24 protein-coding genes are annotated in these 23,492 nt (G+C 69.4%); 13 read left to right on the forward strand and 11 right to left on the reverse strand.

Annotated features, from left to right (window positions below; all coding sequences use genetic code 11):
• Positions 1 to 13: 13 nt before the first annotated feature.
• Positions 14 to 697 (forward strand): ABC-type transport auxiliary lipoprotein family protein, encoded by a 684-nt coding sequence (locus LG334_RS18325; RefSeq protein WP_404380207.1) that lies wholly within the window; start codon positions 14 to 16, stop codon positions 695 to 697.
• On the opposite strand, the gene LG334_RS18330 is transcribed toward LG334_RS18325, so the two are convergent.
• Entirely contained in the window at positions 698 to 1,564 is an 867-nt protein-coding gene (locus LG334_RS18330) for a DUF4743 domain-containing protein (RefSeq protein ID WP_404380209.1), read from the reverse strand.
• A gap of 248 nt (positions 1,565 to 1,812) precedes the next feature.
• On the opposite strand from LG334_RS18330, the gene LG334_RS18335 reads away from it, so the two are divergent.
• From LG334_RS18335 to LG334_RS18360, 6 genes are all read left to right on the forward strand, one after another.
• A complete protein-coding gene (locus LG334_RS18335) occupies positions 1,813 to 2,889 on the forward strand; it encodes a hypothetical protein (protein WP_404380211.1) in 1,077 nt (358 codons plus the stop codon).
• 13 nt (positions 2,890 to 2,902) lie between these two features.
• Positions 2,903 to 4,792 carry an ABCB family ABC transporter ATP-binding protein/permease gene (locus tag LG334_RS18340; RefSeq protein ID WP_404380213.1) on the forward strand — a complete coding sequence of 630 codons (1,890 nt, stop codon included), beginning with the start codon at positions 2,903 to 2,905 and terminating at the stop codon, positions 4,790 to 4,792.
• 121 nt (positions 4,793 to 4,913) lie between these two features.
• Positions 4,914 to 5,216 (forward strand): hypothetical protein, encoded by a 303-nt coding sequence (locus LG334_RS18345; RefSeq protein ID WP_404380215.1) that lies wholly within the window; start codon positions 4,914 to 4,916, stop codon positions 5,214 to 5,216.
• Between the two features lie 83 nt (positions 5,217 to 5,299).
• The gene (locus LG334_RS18350; protein ID WP_404380217.1) at positions 5,300 to 6,178 is read left to right on the forward strand and encodes a protein phosphatase CheZ; all 879 of its coding nucleotides are present in this window, start codon (positions 5,300 to 5,302) and stop codon (positions 6,176 to 6,178) included.
• A 130-nt stretch (positions 6,179 to 6,308) separates the two neighbouring features.
• Positions 6,309 to 6,485: a hypothetical protein gene (locus tag LG334_RS18355; RefSeq protein WP_404380219.1), complete on the forward strand. Its 177-nt coding sequence runs from the start codon at positions 6,309 to 6,311 to the stop codon at positions 6,483 to 6,485.
• A gap of 62 nt (positions 6,486 to 6,547) precedes the next feature.
• The gene (locus tag LG334_RS18360) at positions 6,548 to 7,333 is read left to right on the forward strand and encodes a methyltransferase domain-containing protein (protein ID WP_404380221.1); all 786 of its coding nucleotides are present in this window, start codon (positions 6,548 to 6,550) and stop codon (positions 7,331 to 7,333) included.
• A gap of 21 nt (positions 7,334 to 7,354) precedes the next feature.
• On the opposite strand, the gene LG334_RS18365 is transcribed toward LG334_RS18360, so the two are convergent.
• From LG334_RS18365 to LG334_RS18380, 4 genes are all read right to left on the reverse strand, one after another.
• Positions 7,355 to 7,684 (reverse strand): hypothetical protein, encoded by a 330-nt coding sequence (locus tag LG334_RS18365; protein WP_404380223.1) that lies wholly within the window; start codon positions 7,682 to 7,684, stop codon positions 7,355 to 7,357.
• A gap of 74 nt (positions 7,685 to 7,758) precedes the next feature.
• Entirely contained in the window at positions 7,759 to 10,878 is a 3,120-nt protein-coding gene (locus LG334_RS18370) for an efflux RND transporter permease subunit (protein WP_404380225.1), read from the reverse strand.
• 4 nt (positions 10,879 to 10,882) lie between these two features.
• Entirely contained in the window at positions 10,883 to 12,154 is a 1,272-nt protein-coding gene (locus LG334_RS18375) for an efflux RND transporter periplasmic adaptor subunit (RefSeq protein WP_404380227.1), read from the reverse strand.
• Between the two features lie 69 nt (positions 12,155 to 12,223).
• Positions 12,224 to 13,102 carry a TrmH family RNA methyltransferase gene (locus LG334_RS18380; protein WP_404380229.1) on the reverse strand — a complete coding sequence of 293 codons (879 nt, stop codon included), beginning with the start codon at positions 13,100 to 13,102 and terminating at the stop codon, positions 12,224 to 12,226.
• Between the two features lie 130 nt (positions 13,103 to 13,232).
• Here LG334_RS18380 and LG334_RS18385 point away from each other — a divergent pair, with 130 nt between their 5' ends.
• Positions 13,233 to 13,571, forward strand: a complete 339-nt coding sequence (locus LG334_RS18385; RefSeq protein WP_404380231.1) for a hypothetical protein — start codon at positions 13,233 to 13,235, stop codon at positions 13,569 to 13,571.
• A 31-nt stretch (positions 13,572 to 13,602) separates the two neighbouring features.
• Positions 13,603 to 13,749 carry a hypothetical protein gene (locus LG334_RS18390; RefSeq protein ID WP_404380233.1) on the forward strand — a complete coding sequence of 49 codons (147 nt, stop codon included), beginning with the start codon at positions 13,603 to 13,605 and terminating at the stop codon, positions 13,747 to 13,749.
• 72 nt (positions 13,750 to 13,821) lie between these two features.
• Here the strand turns inward: LG334_RS18390 and LG334_RS18395 are convergent, their stop codons facing one another.
• Positions 13,822 to 15,231, reverse strand: coding sequence for a DEAD/DEAH box helicase (locus LG334_RS18395; protein ID WP_404380235.1), 1,410 nt, complete (start codon positions 15,229 to 15,231; stop codon positions 13,822 to 13,824).
• Between the two features lie 392 nt (positions 15,232 to 15,623).
• On the opposite strand from LG334_RS18395, the gene hpnD reads away from it, so the two are divergent.
• The 3 genes from hpnD to LG334_RS18410 all read left to right on the forward strand — a co-directional run bounded on the left by hpnD (position 15,624) and on the right by LG334_RS18410 (position 19,244).
• Entirely contained in the window at positions 15,624 to 16,538 is a 915-nt protein-coding gene (gene hpnD / locus LG334_RS18400) for a presqualene diphosphate synthase HpnD (protein ID WP_404380237.1), read from the forward strand.
• Between the two features lie 91 nt (positions 16,539 to 16,629).
• On the forward strand, positions 16,630 to 18,582 hold the full coding sequence (gene shc, locus LG334_RS18405; protein ID WP_404380239.1) for a squalene--hopene cyclase: 1,953 nt from the start codon (positions 16,630 to 16,632) through the stop codon (positions 18,580 to 18,582).
• Positions 18,570 to 19,244: a hypothetical protein gene (locus LG334_RS18410; protein ID WP_404380241.1), complete on the forward strand. Its 675-nt coding sequence runs from the start codon at positions 18,570 to 18,572 to the stop codon at positions 19,242 to 19,244. The genes shc and LG334_RS18410 overlap by 13 nt, the downstream gene beginning before the upstream one ends.
• On the opposite strand, the gene hpnH is transcribed toward LG334_RS18410, so the two are convergent.
• A complete protein-coding gene (hpnH, locus tag LG334_RS18415) occupies positions 19,203 to 20,348 on the reverse strand; it encodes an adenosyl-hopene transferase HpnH (protein ID WP_404380243.1) in 1,146 nt (381 codons plus the stop codon). The two genes, LG334_RS18410 and hpnH, sit on opposite strands and share 42 nt — an antisense overlap.
• A 43-nt stretch (positions 20,349 to 20,391) precedes the next feature.
• A complete protein-coding gene (gene ispH / locus LG334_RS18420; RefSeq protein ID WP_404386412.1) occupies positions 20,392 to 21,345 on the reverse strand; it encodes a 4-hydroxy-3-methylbut-2-enyl diphosphate reductase in 954 nt (317 codons plus the stop codon).
• Between the two features lie 242 nt (positions 21,346 to 21,587).
• Here ispH and LG334_RS18425 point away from each other — a divergent pair, with 242 nt between their 5' ends.
• Entirely contained in the window at positions 21,588 to 22,094 is a 507-nt protein-coding gene (locus LG334_RS18425; RefSeq protein WP_404380245.1) for a TRAP transporter small permease, read from the forward strand.
• 92 nt (positions 22,095 to 22,186) lie between these two features.
• Here the strand turns inward: LG334_RS18425 and LG334_RS18430 are convergent, their stop codons facing one another.
• Genes LG334_RS18430 through pspA form a run of 3 tightly spaced genes read right to left on the reverse strand, consistent with a single transcriptional unit; the run spans position 22,187 to position 23,485 of the window.
• Positions 22,187 to 22,582: a PspC domain-containing protein gene (locus LG334_RS18430; protein ID WP_404380247.1), complete on the reverse strand. Its 396-nt coding sequence runs from the start codon at positions 22,580 to 22,582 to the stop codon at positions 22,187 to 22,189.
• The gene (pspB, locus tag LG334_RS18435) at positions 22,579 to 22,806 is read right to left on the reverse strand and encodes an envelope stress response membrane protein PspB (protein WP_009541466.1); all 228 of its coding nucleotides are present in this window, start codon (positions 22,804 to 22,806) and stop codon (positions 22,579 to 22,581) included. Before pspB ends, LG334_RS18430 begins: the two co-directional genes overlap by 4 nt.
• Before the next feature lies 1 nt (position 22,807).
• Complete coding sequence (gene pspA / locus LG334_RS18440; protein ID WP_404380250.1) at positions 22,808 to 23,485, reverse strand: phage shock protein PspA; 678 nt, start codon at positions 23,483 to 23,485, stop codon at positions 22,808 to 22,810.
• Between the last annotated feature and the right edge of the window lie 7 nt (positions 23,486 to 23,492).

Below are 23,492 nucleotides of genomic sequence, written 5' to 3' on the forward strand. Positions count from 1 at the left end.
AGAGGAGAGGCTGATGACCCCGTTTTCCGCCACCCGCCGCCGCGCACTCGGCCTCGGGCTTGCCGCCGTCGCCGCTGCCGGCCTGGCCGCGTGCTCGGTGGGCGACCCCGCACCGACCGACCACTTCTACCGGCTGAACGTCAACATCCCCGCCGGCGTCTCCGTCCCCGGCCCGCCGGCCGAGGGCAAGGCCCTGGTTCAGCCCTTCGACGCCGCCGGCGTGCTGAACCAGCGGGCGCTGCTGTGGACGGAAAACGGGGTGGAGCTTCAGCAGTACAGCTATCACTTCTGGGCAGAGCCGCCGGCGCAGCTGTTCCAGAAGGCCACCGCCGGTGCCGTGCGCGCGGCCAACGTCTTCGAGGCGGTGGTGGAACCTTCCTTCCGGGCGCGGCCCGACTGGATCGTCCGGGGCCGCATCCGCAATCTGGAGGTCATCGGCCCGAGCGGCGAGGAAAGCGCTGTGCGCGGTGCCCGCGTCGCGCTGACCATGATGGTCACCGATCCCGACGACGAGCGCGTGCTGCTGGATCGCGACTACGAGGAAAGCGTGACGGTGCCGACGGGAACGGTGTCGGCGGCGGCGGCGGCCATCGGCGCGGCGACGGAGGGTATCCTGGCGCGCTTCCTTCAGGACCTCGCCCAGGTGGACCTGACCAAGCGGAACGCCCTTCGCCGCAGCACCGACCGCCGCCGCTGATCACGGCATCGGGAAGGGGCTGCGCAGGCCCTGGACGATGGCTTCGTAGTCGGGCGTGTCGTCCGGCGTGAGCAGTCCGTGGCGGACGCAGAAGTCCAGCACCACCAGCGGCACGTTGAACTTGAAGTCCTCGGTCTCGCGGATGATGCGCAGGACCTCATCCACCGGCATCAGGTCGAACCCCGTGTGCTCGCCGTCGGTGGATCGCGGCGTGAAGTCATCGGGCAGCTCGATGTCGAACAGCACCAACGTGTCGGGCTTCAGCCCCGCCTCGCTCTCCATGCAGTACGTCACGGCACCGACGCTGCGCGCCTTCTGCGCAAGGGGGCGGGGCATGGCGTTCTCCTCCTCCGCCTCCTTGTAGAGGTTGTCGCGGAAGGCGAGCCCCGCCGGCTGGCCGCCGCCGATGGTGCTGTCCAGCTTGTCGGGCGAGACGCGCTTGTCGGGCGCGCGCCGGCCAATCCACATGCGGTACCCGCCGTCGGCGTCGCGCACGTATCCGGTGGCGTGCACGCCCCAGGCGCGCAGCCCGAACAGGGGCGCGGCAGACCGGTCCAGGCGGAACAGCTCCGGCCCGTGCCAGCTGGTCTTGACCGGGTACAGTTCCTCACGCAGGGGCTCCATTTCGCCGCCCTCGGCCAGTTCCGCGAGCGCCCGGCCGACGGCGGCGGAGCGGTCCCCGGGGTCGGTGCGGTCGGGGTGGATGCAGACCGCGCCGTTCTCCAGCCGGAAAATGGCGGGAAAGCGCGTCAGCTTGGCCGCCGTTTCGTGGCGCACCCACCCCACCGGCGCGCCGTCGACCAGAAAGGGCCGGAACCCCGACAGGTCATGGGTGTTGCAGCGGCGGATGTGGTGCAGATAGCTCACGGGCCCGTCTCCTTGCGGCATGACCATTGGTGGCAGCGGCGTTCTTCACTGTAGCCGAAACGCCCGCGCGCCGCACCGGATGCAAGGAACGCAAGGGTTGAGATGATCTGTGACTTCCTTGCCTTAGGCGCCATGCCGGTTTATCCGCCGCACCCTAAAGTGTTATAGGGAAGAGGCTCGCCGGGCGACGGTCGACACGGCCGCGGCGGACGGGTGCCACGCGTGACTTTTGGACGGATTCTGCCACAATGCTCAACGGTTTCCGGGACGGCCTCAGTGACCGTCTCGCCAGCTTCGGTACGGACGCGGCGGAGCGCGCCGCCGCGGAGGGGGAAAGCAGCATGCCCGCGACCCTGATCCTTGTGGCGCTCGCCAGCATCCTGACGGTGCTGTGGGTGTTCGGCGCCTGGTCGGCCGTTGTGCCCGAGGGCGGCCTGGCCACGCTCGCGGCCGAGGCGGTGCCCGCCGCCCTGGCCGCCGTGGCGGCGCCGCCGGCCATCCTGTGGCTGGCGCTGACGGTGTGGACCGCCGCCGTCACCGCGCGGCGGTCGGAACGCGCCATGCGCGCCGTCCTCCACCACACCCGCCGCTCCACCGAACAGTCGGAGGTGCAGGTGCGCACGCTTCTCCAGATGCAGGAGGACAGCCGCCGCGCCCGCATGCTGGAGGGCCTGGACGAGGCGCTGGCCGACCTGCGGTGCAGCCTGGCGCTGATCGCCGAGCGCACGGGCCTGCTCTCGGCCGACGACACGGAACTGGCCTGGGCGCGCACCGCCGCGGGCGACCGCTGGGCCTTCGCCAACGCCTTCCTGACCCCCTGGGCCTACCAGCCCGACCTGCCGGAAATCCTGGGCGAGCGCGTTGCCCAGGCACCGGAGGCCGCCGCGGCCCTGCAGACCTACCTTCGCCGCTGGCGCCGCCTGCTGGCGGTCCTGAGCGAAAACGAGGCCGACAAGCTTCTGCGCGAAACGCTGGAGGACGGCCCGGCCGACCGCCTTTACACCTTCCTGCTGCGCGTCGAGCAGTCCGCCGTCGGCGTCATGCAAGGCGGCGAGCCGGCGGCATCCGGCGGCGGCGGCCCGGCCAACGGCTCCGGCCACGGCGGCACCGGACGCGGCAACGGCAGCGGCAACGGCGCGCGCTATGTCGCCAGCGCCCAGGACATGGCGCCCGAGCCCGAGGCCCTGCTCGCCACCGGCGACGGAGAGGCGACGGACGTGGCCGCCGCGCTCCCGCCCCTGTTCGAGGGCATGGGCGGCGGCGCCGTCGCGGCCCGGTCGGAGCACTCCGGCGGCAGCGGCGATGCGCGCCCGACGGTGAACTGAGGCGGGAGACGGCGTGCGCAAGACGCTCTCCGATCCGCCCGACGGTCGCGCCCGCCACGACTGGCGCACCGCCAAGCGCCTGCTGCCCTACCTGTGGCCGCGCGACTCGCTGGAGCTGCGCGGCCGTGTCGTTCTGTCCATCATCCTGCTGGTGCTGGCGAAGGTCGCCACCGTCGGCGTGCCCATCTTCTACAAGCGCGCCGTCGACGCCCTGACGGTGGACGGCGACGTGGCCGACGCCCTGGTGGCGGTGCCGGTGTTCCTGCTGGTCGGCTACGGCACCCTTCGCGTGCTGCAACAGGCTTTCGCCGAGTTGCAGGGCATGGTTTTCACCAAGGTCGCGGAGCGCGCCACCCGCCGCGTCGGACTGAAGACCTTCCGCCACCTGCACAACCTGTCGCTGCGCTTCCACCTGGACCGCCAGACCGGCGGCCTGTCGCGCATCATGGAGCGCGGCACGCGGGCCATAGACGTGCTCTTGCGCCTGGCCCTGTTCCGCTCCGGGCCGCAGATCCTGGAGCTTCTGTTCGTCTGCGGCGTGCTGTGGAGCCTGTATGACTGGCGGTTCGCCGGCGTGACGCTGGCCACCGTGGGGGGCTACATCCTCTACACGGTCGTCGTCACGGAATGGCGCATGAAGTACCGCCGCGCCATGAACGAAAGCGACACCGACGCCAACACCAAGGCCGTCGACAGCCTCATCAACTACGAGACGGTCAAGTACTTCGGCAACGAGCGCCACGAGGCCGCGCGCTACGACGACGCGCTGGAGCGGCTGGAACGCACCTCCGTCCATGCCAAGAACAGCCTGGCGGCGCTCAACATCGGCCAGGGGATTATCGTCGCCGCAGGGCTGGTGGTCATGATGATGATGGCCGCCGACGGCGTGGCGGCGGCCATCATGACGGTGGGCGACTTCGTGCTGGTCAACAGTTACCTCATCCAGTTGTCGCTGCCCCTGAACATGCTCGGCATGGTCTATCGCGAGATCAAGCAGGCGCTGACCGACATGGAAAGCATGTTCGGGCTTCTGGACGCCCCGGCGGAAGTGACCGACCGCCCGAACGCCCCGCCGCTCGCCGTTTCCGGCGGAACGGTGACGTTCGAGGACGTGCATTTCGCCTACAACCCCGACCGCGACATCCTGAAAGGCATCAGCTTCACCATTCCGGCGGGGCGAAAGGTCGCCGTCGTCGGCCATTCCGGCGCGGGCAAGAGCACGTTGGCCCGCCTGCTCTACCGCTTCTACGACCCGACGGCCGGACGCATCGCCATCGACGGGCAGGACATCGCAAGCGTCACCCAGGACAGCTTGCGGGCCGCCATCGGCGTGGTGCCGCAGGACACGGTGCTGTTCAACGACACCATCGGCTACAACATCGCCTACGGCCGCCCCGGCAGCCCGCAGGAGGCGGTGGAGGACGCCGCCCGCGCCGCCGCCATCCACGATTTCGTCATGGCCCTGCCGCAGGGTTACGAGACGCGGGTGGGCGAGCGCGGGCTCAAGCTGTCGGGCGGGGAAAAGCAGCGGGTCGCCATCGCGCGCACCATCCTCAAGAACCCGGCCATCCTGATCCTGGACGAGGCCACCAGCGCGCTCGACACCCACACCGAACGGGCCATCCAGGACAGCCTGGACCGGGTCTCGGCCAACCGCACGACGCTGGTCATCGCGCACCGCCTGTCCACCGTGATCGATGCCGACGAGATCCTGGTCATAGACGCCGGCCGCATCGTCGAGCGCGGCCGCCATGACGCGCTGCTCTCCGCCGGCGGCCCCTATGCCGAGATGTGGCGCCGGCAGCAGGAGAACGCCCGGCTGGCCGACCGCCTGGCCGCCATGGACGCCGACGACCGGGCAGAGGCGGAGGTGCTGGCCGAGGGAGCCGAAATCCGGCCCTAGGTGTTACGTCCTTGGATGCAAATCGGGTCGGCATGGGCATCGGTCTGTGCTAAGGTACTCCATCGGATCGTTTTCCGGGGGACCGGGGTTCGGTGGCAGGTTGCCATGCCTGGGACGGATCATGGGATTTTTCGCGCGACTGCTGGGATTGAGCCGCGGCAACGACGGGACGCGGCGCCAGGGGAACGGCGCGGGCACCGCCCTGGCAGCATCCGGTGGCGGGTACGGCCGCGACGGCCAGGAGCCGGACCCCGGCGATGATCCGCTGTCGCTCGACAATGTCGAGGCGGCCATGGAAGCGCGGGAGTCCGCGCAGGGACGGGCGGCCCGGCAGAAGGTGATGAGCGCGCTCGACGACGACGAGCAGGCCAGGAAGCTTGTCGGCGCCATCCGCCGCATCATGCGTGAGGGCGGTGATCGCTGACAAATGTTGCGCCGCCCCGGGTGACGGGTATTGTAGGGACGCGTCTTCGGGCGCATGGAATTTGTGGGTTCAAGCAGGCGACCATGTCCGATCATCAAGACGTCGCGATCCTGAAACGGGAACTTCTGGGGCTGTTCCAGCACATCCAGAAGATCCGCAAGGAAATCGCCTCCATCCGCCGCCCCGGCCAGCCGGACAAGGACCACTTCTCCAAGATGTCGGATGAACTGGGCGCCATCGTCAGTGCGACGGCGGGCGCCACCGACACCATTCTGGAGACGGTGGAGGAGATGGAGGACCTGATCGACAAGGTCCGCCCCATGGTCGCCAACGCCGAGGGCCGGGCGCTTCTGGACACCTTCCCGGAAAAGACGGGCCAGATCTTCGAGGCCTGCGCCTTCCAGGACATCACCGGCCAGCGCATCTCCAAGGTTGTCAACTCGCTCCAGTACGTGGAGGAGCGCGTCAACGCGCTGATCTCCATCTGGGGCGAGAACCAGATCGCCAGCGAGACGACCGAGGACGGCAACAAGCCGGTCGACGAGTACAAGCAGTACCTCAACGGCCCGCAGCTTGCCGGCGAGGGCGTCAGCCAGGCCGACGTGGACGCCATGTTCAGCGACAAGCCGGCCAAGCCCGGCCTGTCGACGCAGCCGCCGGCCCAGACGCCGCCGCAGCAAAAGGCGGCTCCGCCCAAGCCCGCCCAGGCGGCCCCGCAACAGAAGGCCGCTCCGCCCAAGCCCGCCCAGGCAGCCCCGCAGCAGAAGCCGGCGCCGGCCAAGCCCGCCGCCCCGCCGCAGCCGCAGCCGCAGGCCAAGCCTCCGGCCAAGCCGGAACAGGCCGCCAAACCGGCACCCAAGCCCGAACCCAAGCCGGCGCCCAAACCCGAGCCCAAGAAGGACGAGGGCGGCGATGACGGCAGCACCTTCTCGCAGGACGACATCGACAAGCTTTTCGGCTGATCGCGGCCGGGCGGGCGCCAGGTCGATGCATGTTCCCCTTCATCCCCGGCGCATTTTGCGGTAAGAGGAGGCCGCCGTCGACGCGGGGTCGGCGGCGCCCGAGACACACGCCTTAGCGGAGACATCAACCGTGAACACGCTTTCTAGCTGGATCGTCGGCATTCTCATGGTCGTGATGGGCCTGCTCGGTCTGCTGTTCACGTCGCGCGCCGATGACAGCGGCGCGGCGATCATGGGCATCATCATGTTCGGCTTCGCGGTGTTCTTCGTCTTCCGCCTGATCGTCAACGGCGGCCGGGAAGACTGATCCGCGCCCGCGGGTCAGGGGCCGGGTGCCTCTTTCGCACATGCCGCTGAAGGCGGGCTCCGATGACCGGCGACTGGTCTCCCGACACCTACCTGGATTTCGCCGCGCCGCGCCTGCGCCCGGCCGTCGACCTGCTGGCGCGAATCCCCCTGGCCGCGCCTGAGGCAATCGTCGATCTGGGATGCGGCACCGGCACAGCCACCGCCCTTCTCGCCGCCCGATGGCCGGCGGCGCGACTGACCGGCGTCGACGCCTCGCCCGCCATGCTGGAGACGGCGCGGGCGGACGGGCCGGCGGGTGTGACCTGGCTTCGCGCCGACATCGCGGCCTGGGCCGCCGACGCGGCTGGACCGGCGGCCGATCTGATCTTTTCCAACGCTGCCCTGCATTGGCTGGACGACCACGACGCCCTGCTGCCGGCGCTCCTGCGGCGGCTGCGGCCCGGCGGCGTGCTGGCCGTGCAGATGCCCGCCAATCATCCCGAACCCAGTCACACGGCGCTGTTCGACCTCGCCCGTGATCCGCGCTGGGCCGACCGGCTGCGCCCCATCTGCCGCACCGCGCCCGTGCGGACGCCCGCGGAGTACCACCGGCTTCTGGCGCCGCTGGCGGGCGGCGGGGTCGATATCTGGCAGACGCAGTACCTGCATGTGCTGGAGGGGCCCGACCCGGTGGCCCGCTGGACCGACAGCACCATCGTCCGTCCGCTGGCCGCGGCGCTCTCGCCCGACGAGGCGACGGACCTGCGGGCGGCCTACGCGGCGGCCCTGGGCGCGGCCTATCCGCCCGAGGCCGACGGCCGGACCCTGTTTCCCTTCCGCAGGCTGTTCCTGGTGGCACGCCCATAGAAAGCGCGCCGCGCCGCCCCATCAGCGCCGGCGGGTTGCGCCGATGGCGGCGGCCAGGAAGGGGTTGGCAGCGCCGGCCATGTCGAGCCAGGGCCGCCACGCCGCTTCCATCATGCCCCACCACAGGCCGAAGGGGTCCATGCCGGCGCGGGCGTGGGCGGTGCCGCCGGGTGCCGGCAGGGCGGCGAGCGCCAGCGCGGCCGGGTTGCTGAGCAGCGCGGCGGCCGCGTGGCCCAGCGTTGGCGTGGCGATGAAGGTGATGCCCACCGCCTCGCGGCCGTCGTCGGTCTCGCGGCGGACGATCTCCACGTCCAGGTTGGGCAGGCGGCCGGTCAGGCGGGTGGTGGTCACGGGTGGCAATCCTTGGGTGGTTTCAGGCACGCACGCTTTCTCAATGCCACGGGACGGCGCCGAACGCCAGCACATCAGGCGTGCGAGCCGGCGGCCCCGGACGGCGTTCCCTCCGCCTGCGCGGGCTCCTGGCCCTTGCGGCATTCGCGCGCCAGCAGGCTGTAGACCATGGGCACCACGAACAGCGTGAACAGCGTGCCGATGGACAGCCCCGTGGCGATGGTCAGGCCAATGTGCATGCGGCTGACGGCACCGGCGCCGGTGGCCAGGATCAGCGGCATCACGCCGCCCACCATGGAAAAGGCCGTCATGAGGATCGGCCGCAGGCGGATGGCGGCGGCTTCCTCTACCGCCGCGCGCGGGTCAAGATCCTGGTCCTCCTGGATGGAATTGGCGAACTGCACGATCAGGATGGCGTTCTTCGCCACCAGGCCGATCAGCGTGATCAGGCCGACCTGGGTGTAGATGTTGACCGTGGCGTAGCCCAGCCAGATGAACAGCAGCGCCCCCGAGATGGCGGTCGGAACCGCCACCAGGATGATGAGCGGGTCGCGGAAGCTTTCATACAGCGCCGCCAGCACCAGATAGATGATCAGCACCGCCAGCCCGAAGGTGATGAGCAGGGACGCGCTCTCCTGCTTGAACTGGCGCGATTCCCCGGCGTAATCGACGGAGTAGTCGGGCGGCAGGATCTTCTCGGCCTCGTCCTCCAGGAATGCCAGCGCCTCGGCCAGTGTGATGCCCGGCGCCGGCACGCCGGAGACGGTGGCCGAATCCAGCTGCTGGAAACGCTCCAGCTTGCGCGGCCCCACCTCCATCTCCAGCGTCACCACGGCCGAGAGCGGCACCATGCTCTCGTCGGAGGCGCGGACGTAGTAGTGGTGCAGGTCCTCGGGGTTCAGGCGCTCCAGCCGCTCCGCCTGGGGAATGACCCGGTAGCTGCGGCCCTGGGTCGAGAACCGGTTGACGTAGCCTTCCGACAGGAAGACGCCCAGCGTGGCAGCCACGTCGGCCATCGTCAGCCCAAGCTCGGCGGCCCTGTCGCGGTCGACGTCGATGCGCATCTTGGGGCGGTCGATCTTCAGGCTTCGGTCGGCGAAGGCGAACAGACCGCTTTCCATGGCGCGCGTCTGCAGCGTGCGGGCGTAGTCCAGCAGCGCCAGCGGCGGTGCGTTGGCCTGGATGACGAACTGGATGGGCAGCCCCTCGCCGGCAGCCGGCAGCGGCGGCGGTGTGAAGGCCACCGCGTCCAGCCCGGCGATCCGGTCGATCCGGCGCTGGATTTCGGGCTTGATGTCCATGGCGGTCTTCTCGCGCTCACCCCAGGGCTTCAGCGAGATGCCACCGAAGATGGAGTTGGTGAGCGACGCCCCTCCGGCTCCGCCGCCGACGATGGCGAAGGTGACGTCGCGCTCCTCCACCTGCTCCAGCGCCGCCAGCAGAGGGTCGGCCCACAGCTCCATCTGGTCGACGGACGCATTGGGTGCGCCGGTGGCCTGCACGCCGATGAAGCCCTGATCCTCGGTCGGGGCCAGTTCCTGCTGGCTGTGGGTGAACATCCACCAGATGGCGACGAACACGAAGGCCAGCAGCGGCACCGCCAGCCACCGCCCGGCGATGGCGCCGCGCAGCAGCTTGCGATAGCCGTCGGCGATGCGGTTGAACACGGCATCGGTGCGCGCCTGGAGGCCCTTCTTCTCGCCCTCGCCGTCGGTGCGGCGGGCCTTCAGCACCTTGCTCGCCAGCATGGGCGACAGCGTCAGCGCCACGATGGTGGAAATGAACACCGTCGCCGCCAGGGTGTAGGCGAATTCCGTGAACAACTGGCCGACCAGCCCGCCCATGAAGCCGATCGGCACATAGACCGCCACCAGCACCAGGGACGTCGCGACGATGGGCGGCGCCAGCTCCCGCGCGCCCTGAAGGGCGGCGTCGAAGCGGCTCATGCCCTCGCCGACGTGGCGGTCGATGTTCTCCACCATCACGATGGCATCGTCCACCACCAGCCCGATCGCCAGGACCAGCGCCAGCAGCGTCAGGACGTTCAGCGTGTAGCCCAGCATGAACATGATCAGCCCGGCGCCGATCAGCGACAGCGGAATGGCCACGGCGGGCACGACGACCGAGCGGAACGACCCCAGGAACAGGAAGATCACCACCACCACGATGGACAGCGTGATGCCGATGGTGCGGATGACCTCGGTGATGGACTGGTTGATGTAACCCGTGACGTCATAGGGGATGTAGCTGTTCAGGCCGGCGGGGAACTGCTCCCTCAGGCCTTCGTAGGCGGTGCGCACGCCGTCGATCACGGTCAGGGTGTTGGCGTCCGGCTGCACGGTGATGCCCATGAACACCGCCTGCGTGCCCTTGAAGTAGACCGCCGAATCGTAGCTTTCCGCCCCCAGGTTCACCTCGGCGATGTCGCGCAGGCGCACCACCACGTTGTCGGTCTCGCGCACCACCAGGTCGCGGAAATCCTCGGCGCTGGTGATGTTGGTCGAGGCGCGGAAGTTCAGCGCCACCATCAGGCCTTTCGTGGAGCCCGCCGGGGCCAGCACGTTGTTGGCCTGAAGGACCCGCTGCACATCCTGCGCCGTCACCCCCAGCGACGCCATCTTGTCGGGCTCGAGCCAGATGCGCATGGCGACGCGCCGCGCACCCAGGATCTGCGCCGCCTGCACGCCGGGCACGCTCTCAAGCTCGGGCTGGACGACGCGGACCAGGTAGTCGGTGATCTCGTTGGGGGCCAGGTCGTCGGAGAAGTACGCCATGTACATGGACGCGGTGGACGACCCCGTGGTGACGTCGATCACCGGGTCCTCCGACCCCTCCGGCAACTGGGCGCGCACCTTGTTGATCTGGGCGTTGATGTCGGCCAGGGCGTCGATGGTGTCGTAGCCCAGTTGCAGCCGCGCCCTGATCTGGCTCACGCCCTGGATGGAGGTGCTTTCGATGTAGTCGATGCCTGCCGCCCCGGCGATGGCTTTCTCAAGCCGCGTGGTGATGAAGCCTTCCACCAGGTTCGCCGGCGCGCCGATGTAGGCGGTGGAAACCGTGACGACGGCGCTTTCGGTGCGCGGGTACTCGCGCACGTCCAGCATCATCAGCGCCCGCGCGCCCAGAAGCAGGATCAGCAGGCTGACCACGGTGGCGAGCACCGGGCGGCGGACGAAGATGTCGGTGAAGCGCATGGCCTTAGTACTCCACCTGCTCCACGTCCGCCCGACTGGGCACGGTGATGGAGTTGTCAACGCGCACCGGCGTGCCGTCCTGAAGCTTGAACAGGCCCGAGGTGGCGACGCGCTCGCCGACCTCCACCCCATCCTCAATGGCGATCTGCGTGCCGCGCCGCTCGCCGGCGGTGACGAAACGGCGCTCCGCCACCAGCGGCGGGGCCTGGTTCTGGCCCTGGCCCTGGCCCTGGCCGCCCTGCTCCGCCGGGGAGGCGCCGGCCTCGCCGCCCTCGTCCTGCCGCGGCTGCTTTTCGCGGATCACGAAGACGAAGTCGCCATAGGGATTGTAGGACAGCGCCGTCTGCGGCAGCGTCACCACGTCCGCGCGTTCCGGCAGAATGACCCGCACATCGCCGAACATGCCCGGCCGCAGGCGGCGGTCGGCATTGTCGATGCGTGCTTCCACCGTAAAGGTACGGGTGCGCTCGCTCAGGACCGGATCGATGGCGGTGACCGTTCCGGTGAAGACGGCGTCGGGATAGCTGGAGACGCCCACCTCCACCGTCTGGCCCTGCTCCACCTTGGCAAGCTGCTGCTGCGGCAGGCTGAAGATGACGCGCAGCGGGTCCAGGTCGGCCAGCGCCACGATGGGCTGGCCCGGCTGGACGTAGGCGCCCTCGTTGATGCGACGGATGCCCAATTCGCCCGCGAACGGCGCCTTTATGGATTTTTCGTCCAGGCGCTCGCGCAGTTCGTTGACCTTGGCCTGGGCGCTCTGGAACCGCGCCTGGGCCTGGTCCAGCTCGGCCTCGGAGGCGAAGTTTTCCTCCGCCAATTCGCGCTGGCGCGCAAGCTGCTGGCGGGCGAGGCGCAGTTCGGCCCGCAGGTCGGCGAGGCGGGCCTCGTCCTGATCGGTCTGCAACTGCACCAGGACCTCGCCCTTGCGCACGCTCGCGCCGCTCTCGAAGTACACGGCCTCCACCTGGCCGGGCACCTCTGACGTCAACTGGACCTGCCGGTAGGCGTTGAGCGTGCCGACGGCCGTCAGCCACGGCTGCCAGGTTGCCGTCGACGCCGTTTCGGCGGTGATCGTCACGGGGGGACGACCGCCCCCGGCCTGTTGCTCGTCTCCGCCGCCGCGCAGGACGAACCACCACACGCCGCCCGCCGCCAGCGCCAGCGCCGCCACGCCCAGCACGACAAGCCCGATGCGCTTGCGGCGTGCCGGGCGGTTGTCGCTGCGGTCACCGTTGTCGGGGTCCGTGCGGGCTTGCTGTTGTCGATCATCCGTCATCCTTGGCACTACGCCCGACGGCGCGTGACGGTTTGATGAAGATTGCACGCCTCGCGCGAAAGGAGTCTTTCAGCCGGCGGCGAAGGCGTGGATCAGGATCGCCGCCGTCGCCGCCACGTTCAGAGACTGCACACGACCGGAGCCCGACAGGGTGAGGATGCTCTCGCAGGCCTTCTGCGTGTCGCGCGGCAGGCCGTGCTCCTCGTTCCCCAGCACGACCGCCACGGGGCGCTTGCCGGCCTTCAAATCGGCGACGGAGGGTGACGGTTTGTCCGACAGCGCGGTGCCGACGACGTGATAGTGCGCCCTAAGGTCGCGCAGCACCGCCGGCAGGCCGGCGGCGCGGTACAGCGTCACCCACTCCAGCCCGCCCTCGGCCACGCGGTGGGCGCTCTCCGACAGTCCGGCCTGACCCGGGTGGTCGGAGATCACCAGACGGTCGAGGCCGAAGAAGGCCATGGTACGGACGATGGCGCCGAGATTGTGGGGGTTGCCGACGCCGTCCAGGATCACCAGCGGCCGGCGGTCGCGCGCCCATTCGGCCGCCTGGGCGACGTTGAAGACCTCCGGCTCGCGCGGGCGGCAGACGGCGACGATGCCGCCGTGCAGGACCGTGCCGGCGACACGCGCCAGTTCGTCCTCCTCCACGATTCGGTAGGGCTTGCGCCGCTGCGCCATGCGCTGCGACCACGGCCCGGTCTTGCCGGCCACCTCGGACAGGAAAAACAGCCGCTCCACCCGGTCGGGGTCGCGCTCGAACACCGCCGCCACCGCCGGCAGGCCGGTAATGCGGATCACGTCGCGGGCGGCACCCGGCTTCTCGCCCGGAGCAGCGCCGCGCCGACGGTCGTCACGCCCCTTGGCGGCGCGCGGCGGCTTGCGTCCGGCTGGGCTCTGGGGGCCTGTGGCGTGGGACTGGGAACGGGGACGGCGGGGCGGTCGGGCCATGATTGGGTCTCTGCATCGTGAAGCGCAGCCTTTATGACAGGCGGGCGCGGCGTGACAAGGAAAGACGGGAAGCGCAGGCGACCGTCCCGGCGTTAACCGGACAACGCCAGCCGCACAGACGAGAGGTTCCATGACCAGCCGCACAACCCTGATCCGCGCGATGCTCGCCGGTCTGATGGCGGGCGCCGCCGCGCTGCCCGCCGCCGCAATCGACGACGACACGGTGGGGCCCTACGGCGGCCTTGAGGGCGAGGCCCTGGAAGCGGCCCGTGAAGGCGCCGACGGGGACCCCTACGTGGACCCGGACAACGATCCGACCCGCGATTCCGCCGAAGACCAGGATGCCCTGCTGGGCCCGCCGCCGACGGATATTCCGCTGGAAGAGGAAGGCGAGCCGCCGGGCCTTCTGGGCGATGGCGAAATCGTCATCAAGGACGGCGAGGTGGTCGAAGGTTTGTTCGAGGAGTAGCACGCCGCATCCACTGGACCCGGCCGCCGCGATGCGTTACGACCCTGCCCAGACCTCCTTCATGCGCGGAGACCGGCCGATGGACCACGGCAAGATCGTAATGGTTATCCTGGTGGTGATGGCGCTCGCCGTCCTGATCTTCGCGGGCTGGGTCGACAGCCTGCCGCAGTTCCGGTAACAGGCGGCACCAGTTGCGAACGGAAAGGGGCCGGACGATCGCTCGTCCGGCCCCTTTTTCCGTGCGGGAACGTTACGCCGCCCGGCCGTGCTGGCCGGTCGGCTTGCCGAACTTGCGGCCCCGGTCGGCGCCACGGCCGCCGGTGTGCTTGCGGTCGGCGTGCTCGCCCCGGTTCGGGCGGTGGTCGGCGCGCTGCTCCTGGCCCTGGGGCTTGCCCGGGCCGCCGAAGCGCTTGCCGTTGGCGTTGGCGCTCTGCGGGCGACCGCCGCCCCCGGCGCCGCGGCCGCCGCCGCCCTGCTGGCGCTTGGGCGGCTTGGGCGGGCGGGTGCGCATGGCTTCCACGTCCGGCGCGTGCCATTCGTGGTCGTCGTGCGTCTCGACGGACTGGCGGATCGTCCGTTCGATGTCGCGCAGGTAGAACAGCTCGTCGGTGTCGCACAGCGAGATCGCCATGCCCGAGGCGCCGGCGCGCGCCGTGCGGCCGATGCGGTGGACGTAGCTTTCCGGCTCGTTCGGCAGCTCGAAGTTGACCACGTGGGTCAGGCCGTCGATGTCGATGCCGCGGGCGGCAATGTCGGTGGCGACCAGCGCCTTGACCTTGCCCTTGCGGAAGTCCTTCAGCGCCGCCTGGCGGGCGTTCTGCGACTTGTTGCCGTGGATGGCGGCCGCTTCCACGCCGTCCTGCTCCAGCTGGCGGACCAGCTTGTCGGCGCCGTGCTTGGTGCGGGTGAAGACCAGCACGCGCTCGATGCCGTGGCTGTCGATGATGTGCGTCAGGGCGGCGCGCTTGTCGTCGCGGTTGACGAACAGCACGCGCTGCTCGATGCGCTCGGCGGTGGTGGACTGCGGCGTGACCTCCACCTTCACCGGATCGCGCAGCAGGCCGTCGGCCAGGTCGCGCACGCCGGTGGGCATGGTTGCGGAGAACAGCAGGGTGTGGCGGTCGCCCGGCAGGCGGTCCACGACCTTACGGACGTCGCGCACGAAGCCCATGTCGAGCATGCGGTCGGCCTCGTCGAGCACGAACTCCTCGACCTTGTCGAAGCGCACGTAGCCCTGGTTCATCAGGTCGATGAGGCGGCCCGGCGTGGCGATCAGCAGGTCGACGCCGCCCGACAGGGCGCGGATCTGCGGGTTCATGCCCACACCGCCGAAGATGCAGGCGGTGCGGTGACGCAGATGACGGCCGTAGGACTTGATGCTGTCGTTGATCTGCACCGCCAGCTCGCGCGTCGGGGTCAGGATCAGCGCGCGGCAGCCCTTGGGGCCGGCGCGGCGGTTGCTGTCCATCAGGCGCTGCAGCATGGGCAGCGCGAAAGCGGCGGTCTTGCCGGTGCCGGTCTGGGCGATGCCCAGCACGTCGCGGCCTTCCAGCAGCAGGGGAATGGTCTTGGCCTGGATGGGGGTCGGCTGCTCGTAACCGTCCTCGGCGAGCGCCTTCAGCAGGGACTCGTTAAGGCCCAGGTCAGTAAATTTCGTCATGTAGGAAAAAATCTTTCTTCGGAGGGGCGACCGCGAAACACAAGAGGCGCACCCTTCCTGGGATGCGCGACAGGGAGCCTGGTAGCCGCTGTGGGGCGACCGTCTCGAATACCTGTCGATGCAGCCGCGGGATGGCTTCATGTAAGGTGATACCGCCTTCTTGTAAAGGCCTAATCGCCGGTGGGCCCGTTCCGGGCGCGCCTACGCCCGATGGACGGCCGATGAACCTTTGGCCGAATTTCGCTGTTTCCAATCAGGGCATGGTGTGGACAATGCTGAGAGGGCGCCGGCGTCGTTGACGGCCGGATCGCCGCCGCGCCGATGCCCGCGTCAGCGCCGCGCGCCGGCGCACGAGGATACGCCGAGGACCAAAGCCGAGGACGCTCACCCCGATGACACCGCCGACGACAGCCACAGCCGCCCCCGACCCCGCGCAACCGCCGGGGCGGGAGTCCGAGCCGCTGTCGCCGCATGATGCCTCCGCCCTGACACGTCAGTTGGCGGCGGGCTCCAGCTTCTACTGGGCCATGCGGGTGCTGCCGGGGCGGCGCCAGGATGCCATTTTCGCCGTCTACGCCTTCTGCCGCGAGGTCGACGACATCGCCGACTCGCACGAGTTGACGCGCGACCAGAAGATCGCCGGCCTGGCCGAATGGCGGGCGCGTGTCGACGCGCTGTACGGCGAGGGCACGGTGGCGCCCTTTCCGCTGGAGGTGCCCCTGCGGGCCGCCATCGGGCGCTACGACATGGGCAAGGCCGACTTCCTGGCGATCATCGAGGGCATGGAAATGGACGCCCGCGGCCCCGTCCGGGCGCCGAGCCTGGCGACCTTCGATCACTATTGCGACTGCGTCGCCAGCGCGGTCGGGCGGCTGGCGGTGAAGTCCTTCGGCTGCCCCGACGGCCCCGGCCGGCGCCTGGCCGACCACCTGGGCCGGGCGCTCCAGATCACCAACATCCTGCGCGACATCGCCGAGGACGCCGAGGACGGCCGCCTGTACCTGCCGCGCGAGCTGCTGGAGCGCCACGGCATCGGCTGCGACGACCCCAAAGTGGTCGCCGCCGATCCGCATCTGCCCGGCGTCTGCCGCGATCTGGCCGGCATGGCGCGGGACCATTTCGCCAAGGCCTCGGCCGCCGCCGCCGAATGCCCGCGCCGCACGGTCCGTCCGGCGCTGGTGATGGGGGCGGTCTACGAGGCGACGCTCAACCGCCTGATCGCCCGCGACTGGCGGGACCCGACCCGGCGCGTGCGGCTGTCGACGCCGCACAAGCTGTGGCTCATGGTCCGGCACGGGCTCTTGTAGGAGGACACGCAAGGCAAGGGGACCAAGAGCGCATACCGCTCCACCCGAGAATTTGCTATAGCAACAAAGACCATTGTTGAGGGATAGACGCATGCATCCGCAGACGCTGCACCGCCCCGCCGACGAGATCGGCGCGCTGTCGGCCGCCACCCTGGGCACGGCCGAGGCGACGGAGGCGCTTCTCTCGCGACAGAAGGACGACGGTCACTGGGTCTTCGAGCTGGAAGCCGACGTCACCATTCCCGCCGAGTACATCCTGCTGTGTCATTACCTGGGCGAGGACATCGATCCCGGCCTGTGCCAGCGCCTGGGCGACTACATCCGCGGAGCGCGCACGGCCAACGGCGGATGGCCGCTGTTCCACGAAGGGCACATGGACCTCTCGGCCTCGGTGAAGGGCTACTACGCCCTGAAGGCCTGCGGCGACGACATCGATGCCCCACACATGGTCGAGGCCCGCACGGCCATCCTGCGGGCCGGCGGGGCGGAGCGCGCCAACGTCTTCACCCGCATCCTGCTGGCGCTGTTCGGCCAGGTACCGTGGCGCGCGGTCCCGACCATGCCGGTGGAGATCATGACCCTGCCGCGCTGGTCGCCCTTTCACCTGGACCGGGTGAGCTACTGGTCGCGCACCGTCATCGTGCCGCTGCTGGTGCTGATGGCGTGCAAGCCGCAGGCGCGCAACCCCAAGGGCATCCATGTGCGGGAGCTGTTCAACACGCCGCCGCAAAAGGTGGAGGACTGGCACCACCACCCCGAACAGGCGGGCTGGACGCGCTTCTTCAAGCTGCTGGACGCCGCCGTGCGCCGCGCCGAGCCGCTGCTGCCCGCCGACAACCGCCGCCGCGCCATCGCCAAGGCCGTCAACTGGGTGGAGGAACGGCTGAACGGCGAGGACGGCCTGGGCGCCATCTATCCCGCCATGGCCAACGCCGTCATGATGTACGACGCGCTGGGGTACTCGCGCGAGCATCCTTCCTACATGACCGCGCGGCGCAGCATCGAGAAGCTGGTGGTCGACCGTCCCGGCGCCACCTACGTGCAGCCCTGCCTGTCCCCGGTGTGGGACACGGCGCTGACCGTGCAGGCGCTGCTGGAGGTCAATACGCCGGCCGCGCAGGACGCCTGCATCCGCGGCCTGGACTGGCTGGCGGAGCGGCAGATCCTGGACACGGTGGGCGACTGGGCGGTGCAGCGCCCCAACGTCAAACCCGGCGGCTGGGCCTTCCAGTATGCCAACCCGCACTACCCCGACGTCGACGACACCGCCGTCGTCGTCATGGCCATGCACCGCGCCGACCCCGTGCGCTACGCCACCGCCATCGAGCGCGCCCTGCACTGGATCAGGGGCATGCAGAGCGAAAACGGCGGCTGGGGCGCCTTCGACGCCGACAACACCCACCATTACCTCAACTACATCCCCTTTGCCGACCATGGCGCCCTGCTCGACCCGCCGACAGCCGACGTCTCGGCCCGCTGCGTGGGGATGCTCGCCCAGTTGGGCACCGGCCCCGGCGACCCGGTCATGGACGCCGGCCTGCGCTACCTGCGGCGCGAGCAGGAAGCCGACGGCTCGTGGTTCGGGCGCTGGGGGACCAACTACGTCTACGGCACCTGGTCGGTCCTGTCGGCCTTCAACGCCGCCGGCATCGACGCCGAGGACCTGACCGTGCGGCGCGCGGTGCAGTGGCTGAAAGACCTGCAGAACGAGGACGGCGGCTGGGGCGAGAGCGGCGCCACCTACTGGCGCGAGCGCCGGCACGAGCGCTGCGAATCCACGGCCAGCCAGACCGCCTGGGCCATGCTGGGCCTGATGGCGGCCGGGGCGGTGGATGACCCGTCCGTCGCGCGCGGCGCCGCCTATCTGGCAGAGAACCAGGGCGAGGACGGCCTGTGGCCGGAAGATCCCTATACGGCCGTCGGATTCCCGCGCGTCTTCTACCTGCGCTACCACGGCTATCCGGCCTTCTTCCCGCTCATGGCCCTGGCCCGCTACAAGTCCCTGAGCGAAGGCAACGCAAGGACCACCTCTTGGGGGCTGTAGAGGGCATCGGCGCCGTCACCGGGCTGCATTCGGAAACGGCGCTGGCCCGAAGGCTGGGCATGCGGGCGGCCTGCTGCGGGTCCACGCCCGGCCGGGCGGAGGACCTGGCTGAAGAACTGATCGAGGAGCAGAGCGTCGTCGCCCTGGTCAGTTTCGGCCTGTGCGGCGGGCTCGACCCGGCCGTGGTGCCGGGCACCCTTGTGATCCCCGACCGCGTGATCGCCGAGGACGACTGCACCGGCTTTGCCACCGACGCCCGCTGGCGCAGGGCCCTGCTCGACCGCCTGCCCGAGGCGCGCACGGGTCGGCTGCTCGGCCACGACCGGATCGTGGCGACGGTGGCGGAAAAGGCGGAGCTGTTCGCCCTGACGGAGGCGCTGGCCGTGGACACGGAAAGCACCGGCGTGGCCGAGGTGGCCCAGCGCCACGGCCTGCCCTTCATGGCCATGCGCGCGGTCTGCGACCCCGCCACCATGGCCCTGCCCCGCGCCGCCCTGGTGGCGGTGACGGAGACCGGGCGCGTCGATGCCGGCGCGGTGCTGCGCGCCGTGCTGCGTCATCCAGGGGAAATCGGCCGCCTGGTCCGCCTGGGGCGTGCGAACCGGGCGGCCATGAAGGCGCTACTCCGCGGCGGTGCGGCCCTTGGTCCCGCTCTCTCCTAGCTCGTCGAGCTTGTCCTCCACATGACGGGAGAACACGTATTCCGCCGGTCGCGCCGCGTCGAGCGGGATGTCCGCGACGAAATCGCCGTCGAGCTTCGGCCCCTTGCGGCTGACCGCCCAGGCCTTCAGCGGATTCTTGACGGCATCGTTCACCGCGCTCGCCTCGAAGCCCGAATGCACCATGCAGTCGGCGCATTTTTCATAGTTGCCGACGCCGTAGGCGTCCCAGTCCGTCTCTTCCATCAGTTCCTTGAACGACTTGGCGTAGCCCTCGCCCAGCAGGTAGCAGGGCCGCTGCCATCCGAAGACGTTGCGCGTCGGGTTGCCCCACGGCGTGCAGTGGTACGCCTGGTTGCCGGCCAGGAAGTCGAGGAACAGGGACGACTGCGCGAAATCCCACTTTGCCCCGCGCTCGCGGCCCAGCTTGAAGATGTCGCGGAACAGGGTCTTGGTGCGCGTGCGGTTGAGAAAGTGCTCCTGGTCGGGCGCCCGTTCATAGGCATAACCGGGAGACACCGTGATGCCGTCCACGCCCATGTCCATCACGTCGTCGAAGAACCGGGCGGTGCGCTCGGGCTCGGCGGTGTTGAACAGGGTGCAGTTGATGTTGACGCGAAAGCCCCTGTCCTTGGCGCGCTTGATGGCGTCGGTCGCGCGGTCGTAGACGCCCTGCTGGCAGACCGACTTGTCGTGCTCCTGGCGGTCGCCGTCCAGGTGAACCGACCAGGTGAAGAAGTGCGACGGTTCGTAGTCGTCCATGCGCTTGTCCAGCAGCAGCGCATTGGTGCACAGGTAGACGTACTTCTTGCGCGCGATGATGCCCTGGACGATCTCGGGCATCTCCTTGTGCAGCAGCGGCTCGCCGCCGGCGATGGACACCACCGGCGCCCCGCATTCATCGACGGCTCCCAGGGAGTCCTCCAGAGACAGGCGCTGGTCGAGGATCGGCTTGGGGTAGTCGATCTTGCCGCAGCCCGCACAGGCAAGATTGCAGCGGAACAGCGGTTCGAGCATCAGCACGAGCGGATACTTGTCACGCCCCGCCAGCTTCTGACGGAGAATGTAGCTGCCGACACGGGCTTGCTGGCGCAACGGGATCGTCACCGATCACCTTCCTTCCAAGGTTGTCAGTCGTCGTCTCGGGAACTCATTCGGCGGCGCTGGTCTCGGCCTCGGCCTCGTCCTGAAGCTCGCGCGGCAGGCGGAAGCGCACGGTTTCCTCCACGCCCTCCAGCACGGTTACCTCGTCGGCGCCATGGGCACGGAGCGCATCGATCAGCCCCTCCACCAGCACCTCGGGCGCCGAGGCACCGGCCGTCACACCCACCTTCTGCCGGCCCGCGAGCCAGGCCGGATCAAGCTCGCGCGCGTCGTTGATCAGGTACGACGGCACGCCCATCAGCGCGCCGATCTCGCGCAGGCGATTGGAATTGCTGGAGTTGGCGGCGCCGACGACCAGCAGCAGGTCGCACTGCTCCGCCAGCACCCGCACCGCCCGCTGACGGTTCTGGGTGGCGTAGCAGATGTCCTTGGTGTCCAGACCGGCGATGGAGGGGAACCGCTCCTTCAGGGCATCCACCACGCCGCGCGTGTCGTCCAGCGACAGCGTCGTCTGGGTCACGTAGGCCAGCTTGTCGGGATCGGCGACCTCAAGGGCCCGCGCGTCATCCGCCGTGGAGATGACGTGCACCGTGCCGGGGATCTGCCCGACCGTGCCTTCCACCTCGGGGTGGCCGGCGTGGCCGATGAGGATCACCTCGCGCCCTTGCGCAGCGTATTTGCGGCCCTCGATGTGGACCTTGGAGACCAGCGGACAGGTGGCGTCGATGACCGGCAGGTCCTTGTCGGCCGCCAAATCCTCCACCGAGCGGGCGACACCGTGGGCGGAAAAGATGGTGACGACGCCGGGCGGCACCTCGTCCAGGTCCTCGACGAACACGACGCCCTTGGCGCGCAACTGTTCGACGACGTGCTTGTTGTGGACGATCTCGTGCCGGACGTAGATGGGGGGACCGTACTTCCGCAGCGCGCGTTCGACGATGTCGATCGCCCGTTCCACGCCCGCGCAGAAGCCTCGCGGTTGAGCCAGGATGACCTGCATCGGCACTCCTTTATCTCCCTGAGCCGCTTTTCCCCTGCGGTCTCAACAGCCAACCCACCGTAACCGTTCCCGCCGCGAAATCCTTGGAGAATCCTTTCGGCAGGGCCTGACGGGGCTTTCCGACATGAAGTGGGGGCGAAGGGCCGCGCGATAAAGGGGCGACTCGAAAGGGGCGACTCGAAACGGCCGATGGTCAGCGGGGCGTGGCGCTGGCGCCGCGGTTCGGATACAACGGCCGCGCCATGACCGACCGCCGCCGCCACACCGCGCATTCCCTTCTCGAGCCCCTGCCCATCCGCCTGATCGGCGGGGCGGCGAAGGGGCTGGCCGTTCTGGGCGGCCTGGCGCTGGTGGGGGCGATGGGCGTGACGCTTGCCAGCGTGACCGGCCGGGCGGCCTTCGACAGCCCCATCCTCGGCGACTACGAGCTGGTGGAGCGGCTGGTGGGCGTGGCGGTGTTCCTGTTCCTGCCCTACGGCCACTGGGTGGGCGGGCACGTCACCGTCGACCTGGTGGTCCGCAGACTGCCGGATCGGCTGCGCGCAAGCCTCGCGCGGGCGGTGGAGGTCGCCTTCGCCCTGGTCGCGGCCGCCCTGGCCTGGCGCATGACGCTGGGCGGGCTGGACATGCACCGCTTCAACGACAGCTCCATGATGCTGGGCATCCCGACATGGTGGGCGTTCGCGCTGATCGTGCCGAGCCTGTGCCTGCTCTCGGCGGTCTGCGTGGTGCGGGCGGTGCGCGCATAAAAAAACGGCGGACCGTGGGGGCGCGGTCCGCCGGCTCAAGTTCAGGGAGGAAACATCGACCGGTACTGTAACACCGCCGGGTTAAGGAAGGTTTACAGGTCGCGGAATTTTCGCCGCAGCCGGAATTCCTCGGACAGCACAGCGGCCTCCATGCGGCCCAGGCGATCCTCGGCCTCGCGCATGCGGGCCCAGGCCTCGCGCAGGGCGTCGCCGGGGCTCAGGTGGACCTTGCGGCGCAGTTCGTGCTGTTCGTCGGACTCATACAGGTCCTCGGGCTTGGCCGGGATGACGAAGATCATCACCAGATAGGCCAGGATGGCCGGCGGCGTGAAGAAGATCAGCGCCAGCACCCAGGCCACCCGGACGACCCGCACGTCGATCCCGGCGTAGTCCGCCATGCCTGCCGCGATGCCGGCGATCCAGGCTTCCCGGCGGTCGCGGTAGAGGCGGAAGGGCCGGCTGCCGTCCATGGTTCGGTCATACCTCATGCGTCATTCCTCCAGCCGGGGGCCTCGGCGTCGAGGACCTTTTCCAGGTTGGTGATGCGCTCCCGCATCCGGTCGGTGGACGCCAGCAGGTCGGTCAGGGTCCGCTCCTCTTCCGTCGACAGGGTGCGGATGGACCGCCAGCGGGTCACGTAGTGACCGATGATGGCGATGGGCGCGACGATCGCGAGGGCCAGGAAGCCCAGTACGAAGACGACGAATTCCATGTCAGCCCTCGCCGCCGGACTTCACCTTCGCCTTCAGGCGGGCGAGTTCGTCCTCAACCGCGTCGTTGGTTTCCAGGTCGGCGAACTCGTCGGCCAGGCTTTTCTGCTGCTTGCGGCCCAGGTCGTAGCTTTCGACCTTGCCTTCCATCTCGTCCAGGTCGCGCTCCACCTGCTCGAAGCGGCGGAAGGCATCGGTCATGCGGTCGTCGTGGATCTGGCCGCGCATCTTCAGGCGGTTGGACGCCACCGAGTGACGGGTCTTGAGCGCCTGCTCGCGGGCCTTGGCGTCGGCCAGCTTGTCCTGCAGGCGGGCCAGATCCTCGGACTGGCGGGCCAGGGCGTCGTCGATGTTGACCAGTTCCTGCTTGAGCGCCGCCATGGCCTCGGCGGCCTTGGCCTTGGCGGCGAGAGCGCCGCGCGCCAGATCCTCGCGGTCCTTGCGCAGGGCCAGTTCGGCCTTCTCGGCCCACTCGGCGTGCTCGTCCTCAAGCCGCGCGATGCGGCGTTCCAGGTCCTTCTTCTCGGCGATGGTGCGGACCGAACTGGAGCGGACCTCCACCAGGGTGTCTTCCATTTCCTGGATGATGAGGCGGATGATCTTCTCCGGGTCCTTGGCGCGCTCCAGCATGCTGTTGATGTTGGAGTTCACGATATCGCTGAGGCGCGAAAAAATACCCATGATGGTC

It is taken from the genome of Caenispirillum salinarum, from assembly GCF_044803115.1.
In the GTDB taxonomy this organism is placed as follows: domain Bacteria; phylum Pseudomonadota; class Alphaproteobacteria; order Rhodospirillales; family Rhodospirillaceae; genus Caenispirillum; species Caenispirillum salinarum_A.

What these genes read in the sequence shown, in the direction of transcription:
- LG334_RS18325 (WP_404380207.1), top strand. Translation starts at nt 14, where the DNA reads ATGACCCCGTTTTCCGCCACCCGCCGCCGCGCACTCGGCCTCGGGCTT.
- LG334_RS18335 (WP_404380211.1), top strand. Translation starts at nt 1,813, where the DNA reads ATGCTCAACGGTTTCCGGGACGGCCTCAGTGACCGTCTCGCCAGCTTC.
- LG334_RS18345 (WP_404380215.1), top strand. Translation starts at nt 4,914, where the DNA reads ATGGGATTTTTCGCGCGACTGCTGGGATTGAGCCGCGGCAACGACGGG.
- LG334_RS18350 (WP_404380217.1), top strand. Translation starts at nt 5,300, where the DNA reads ATGTCCGATCATCAAGACGTCGCGATCCTGAAACGGGAACTTCTGGGG.
- LG334_RS18360 (WP_404380221.1), top strand. Translation starts at nt 6,548, where the DNA reads ATGACCGGCGACTGGTCTCCCGACACCTACCTGGATTTCGCCGCGCCG.
- LG334_RS18370 (WP_404380225.1), bottom strand. Translation starts at nt 10,878, where the DNA reads ATGCGCTTCACCGACATCTTCGTCCGCCGCCCGGTGCTCGCCACCGTG.
- LG334_RS18375 (WP_404380227.1), bottom strand. Translation starts at nt 12,154, where the DNA reads ATGACGGATGATCGACAACAGCAAGCCCGCACGGACCCCGACAACGGT.
- LG334_RS18380 (WP_404380229.1), bottom strand. Translation starts at nt 13,102, where the DNA reads ATGGCCCGACCGCCCCGCCGTCCCCGTTCCCAGTCCCACGCCACAGGC.
- LG334_RS18385 (WP_404380231.1), top strand. Translation starts at nt 13,233, where the DNA reads ATGACCAGCCGCACAACCCTGATCCGCGCGATGCTCGCCGGTCTGATG.
- LG334_RS18390 (WP_404380233.1), top strand. Translation starts at nt 13,603, where the DNA reads ATGCGTTACGACCCTGCCCAGACCTCCTTCATGCGCGGAGACCGGCCG.
- LG334_RS18395 (WP_404380235.1), bottom strand. Translation starts at nt 15,231, where the DNA reads ATGACGAAATTTACTGACCTGGGCCTTAACGAGTCCCTGCTGAAGGCG.
- hpnD (WP_404380237.1), top strand. Translation starts at nt 15,624, where the DNA reads ATGACACCGCCGACGACAGCCACAGCCGCCCCCGACCCCGCGCAACCG.
- shc (WP_404380239.1), top strand. Translation starts at nt 16,630, where the DNA reads ATGCATCCGCAGACGCTGCACCGCCCCGCCGACGAGATCGGCGCGCTG.
- ispH (WP_404386412.1), bottom strand. Translation starts at nt 21,345, where the DNA reads ATGCAGGTCATCCTGGCTCAACCGCGAGGCTTCTGCGCGGGCGTGGAA.
- LG334_RS18425 (WP_404380245.1), top strand. Translation starts at nt 21,588, where the DNA reads ATGACCGACCGCCGCCGCCACACCGCGCATTCCCTTCTCGAGCCCCTG.
- LG334_RS18430 (WP_404380247.1), bottom strand. Translation starts at nt 22,582, where the DNA reads ATGAGGTATGACCGAACCATGGACGGCAGCCGGCCCTTCCGCCTCTAC.
- pspB (WP_009541466.1), bottom strand. Translation starts at nt 22,806, where the DNA reads ATGGAATTCGTCGTCTTCGTACTGGGCTTCCTGGCCCTCGCGATCGTC.
- pspA (WP_404380250.1), bottom strand. Translation starts at nt 23,485, where the DNA reads ATGGGTATTTTTTCGCGCCTCAGCGATATCGTGAACTCCAACATCAAC.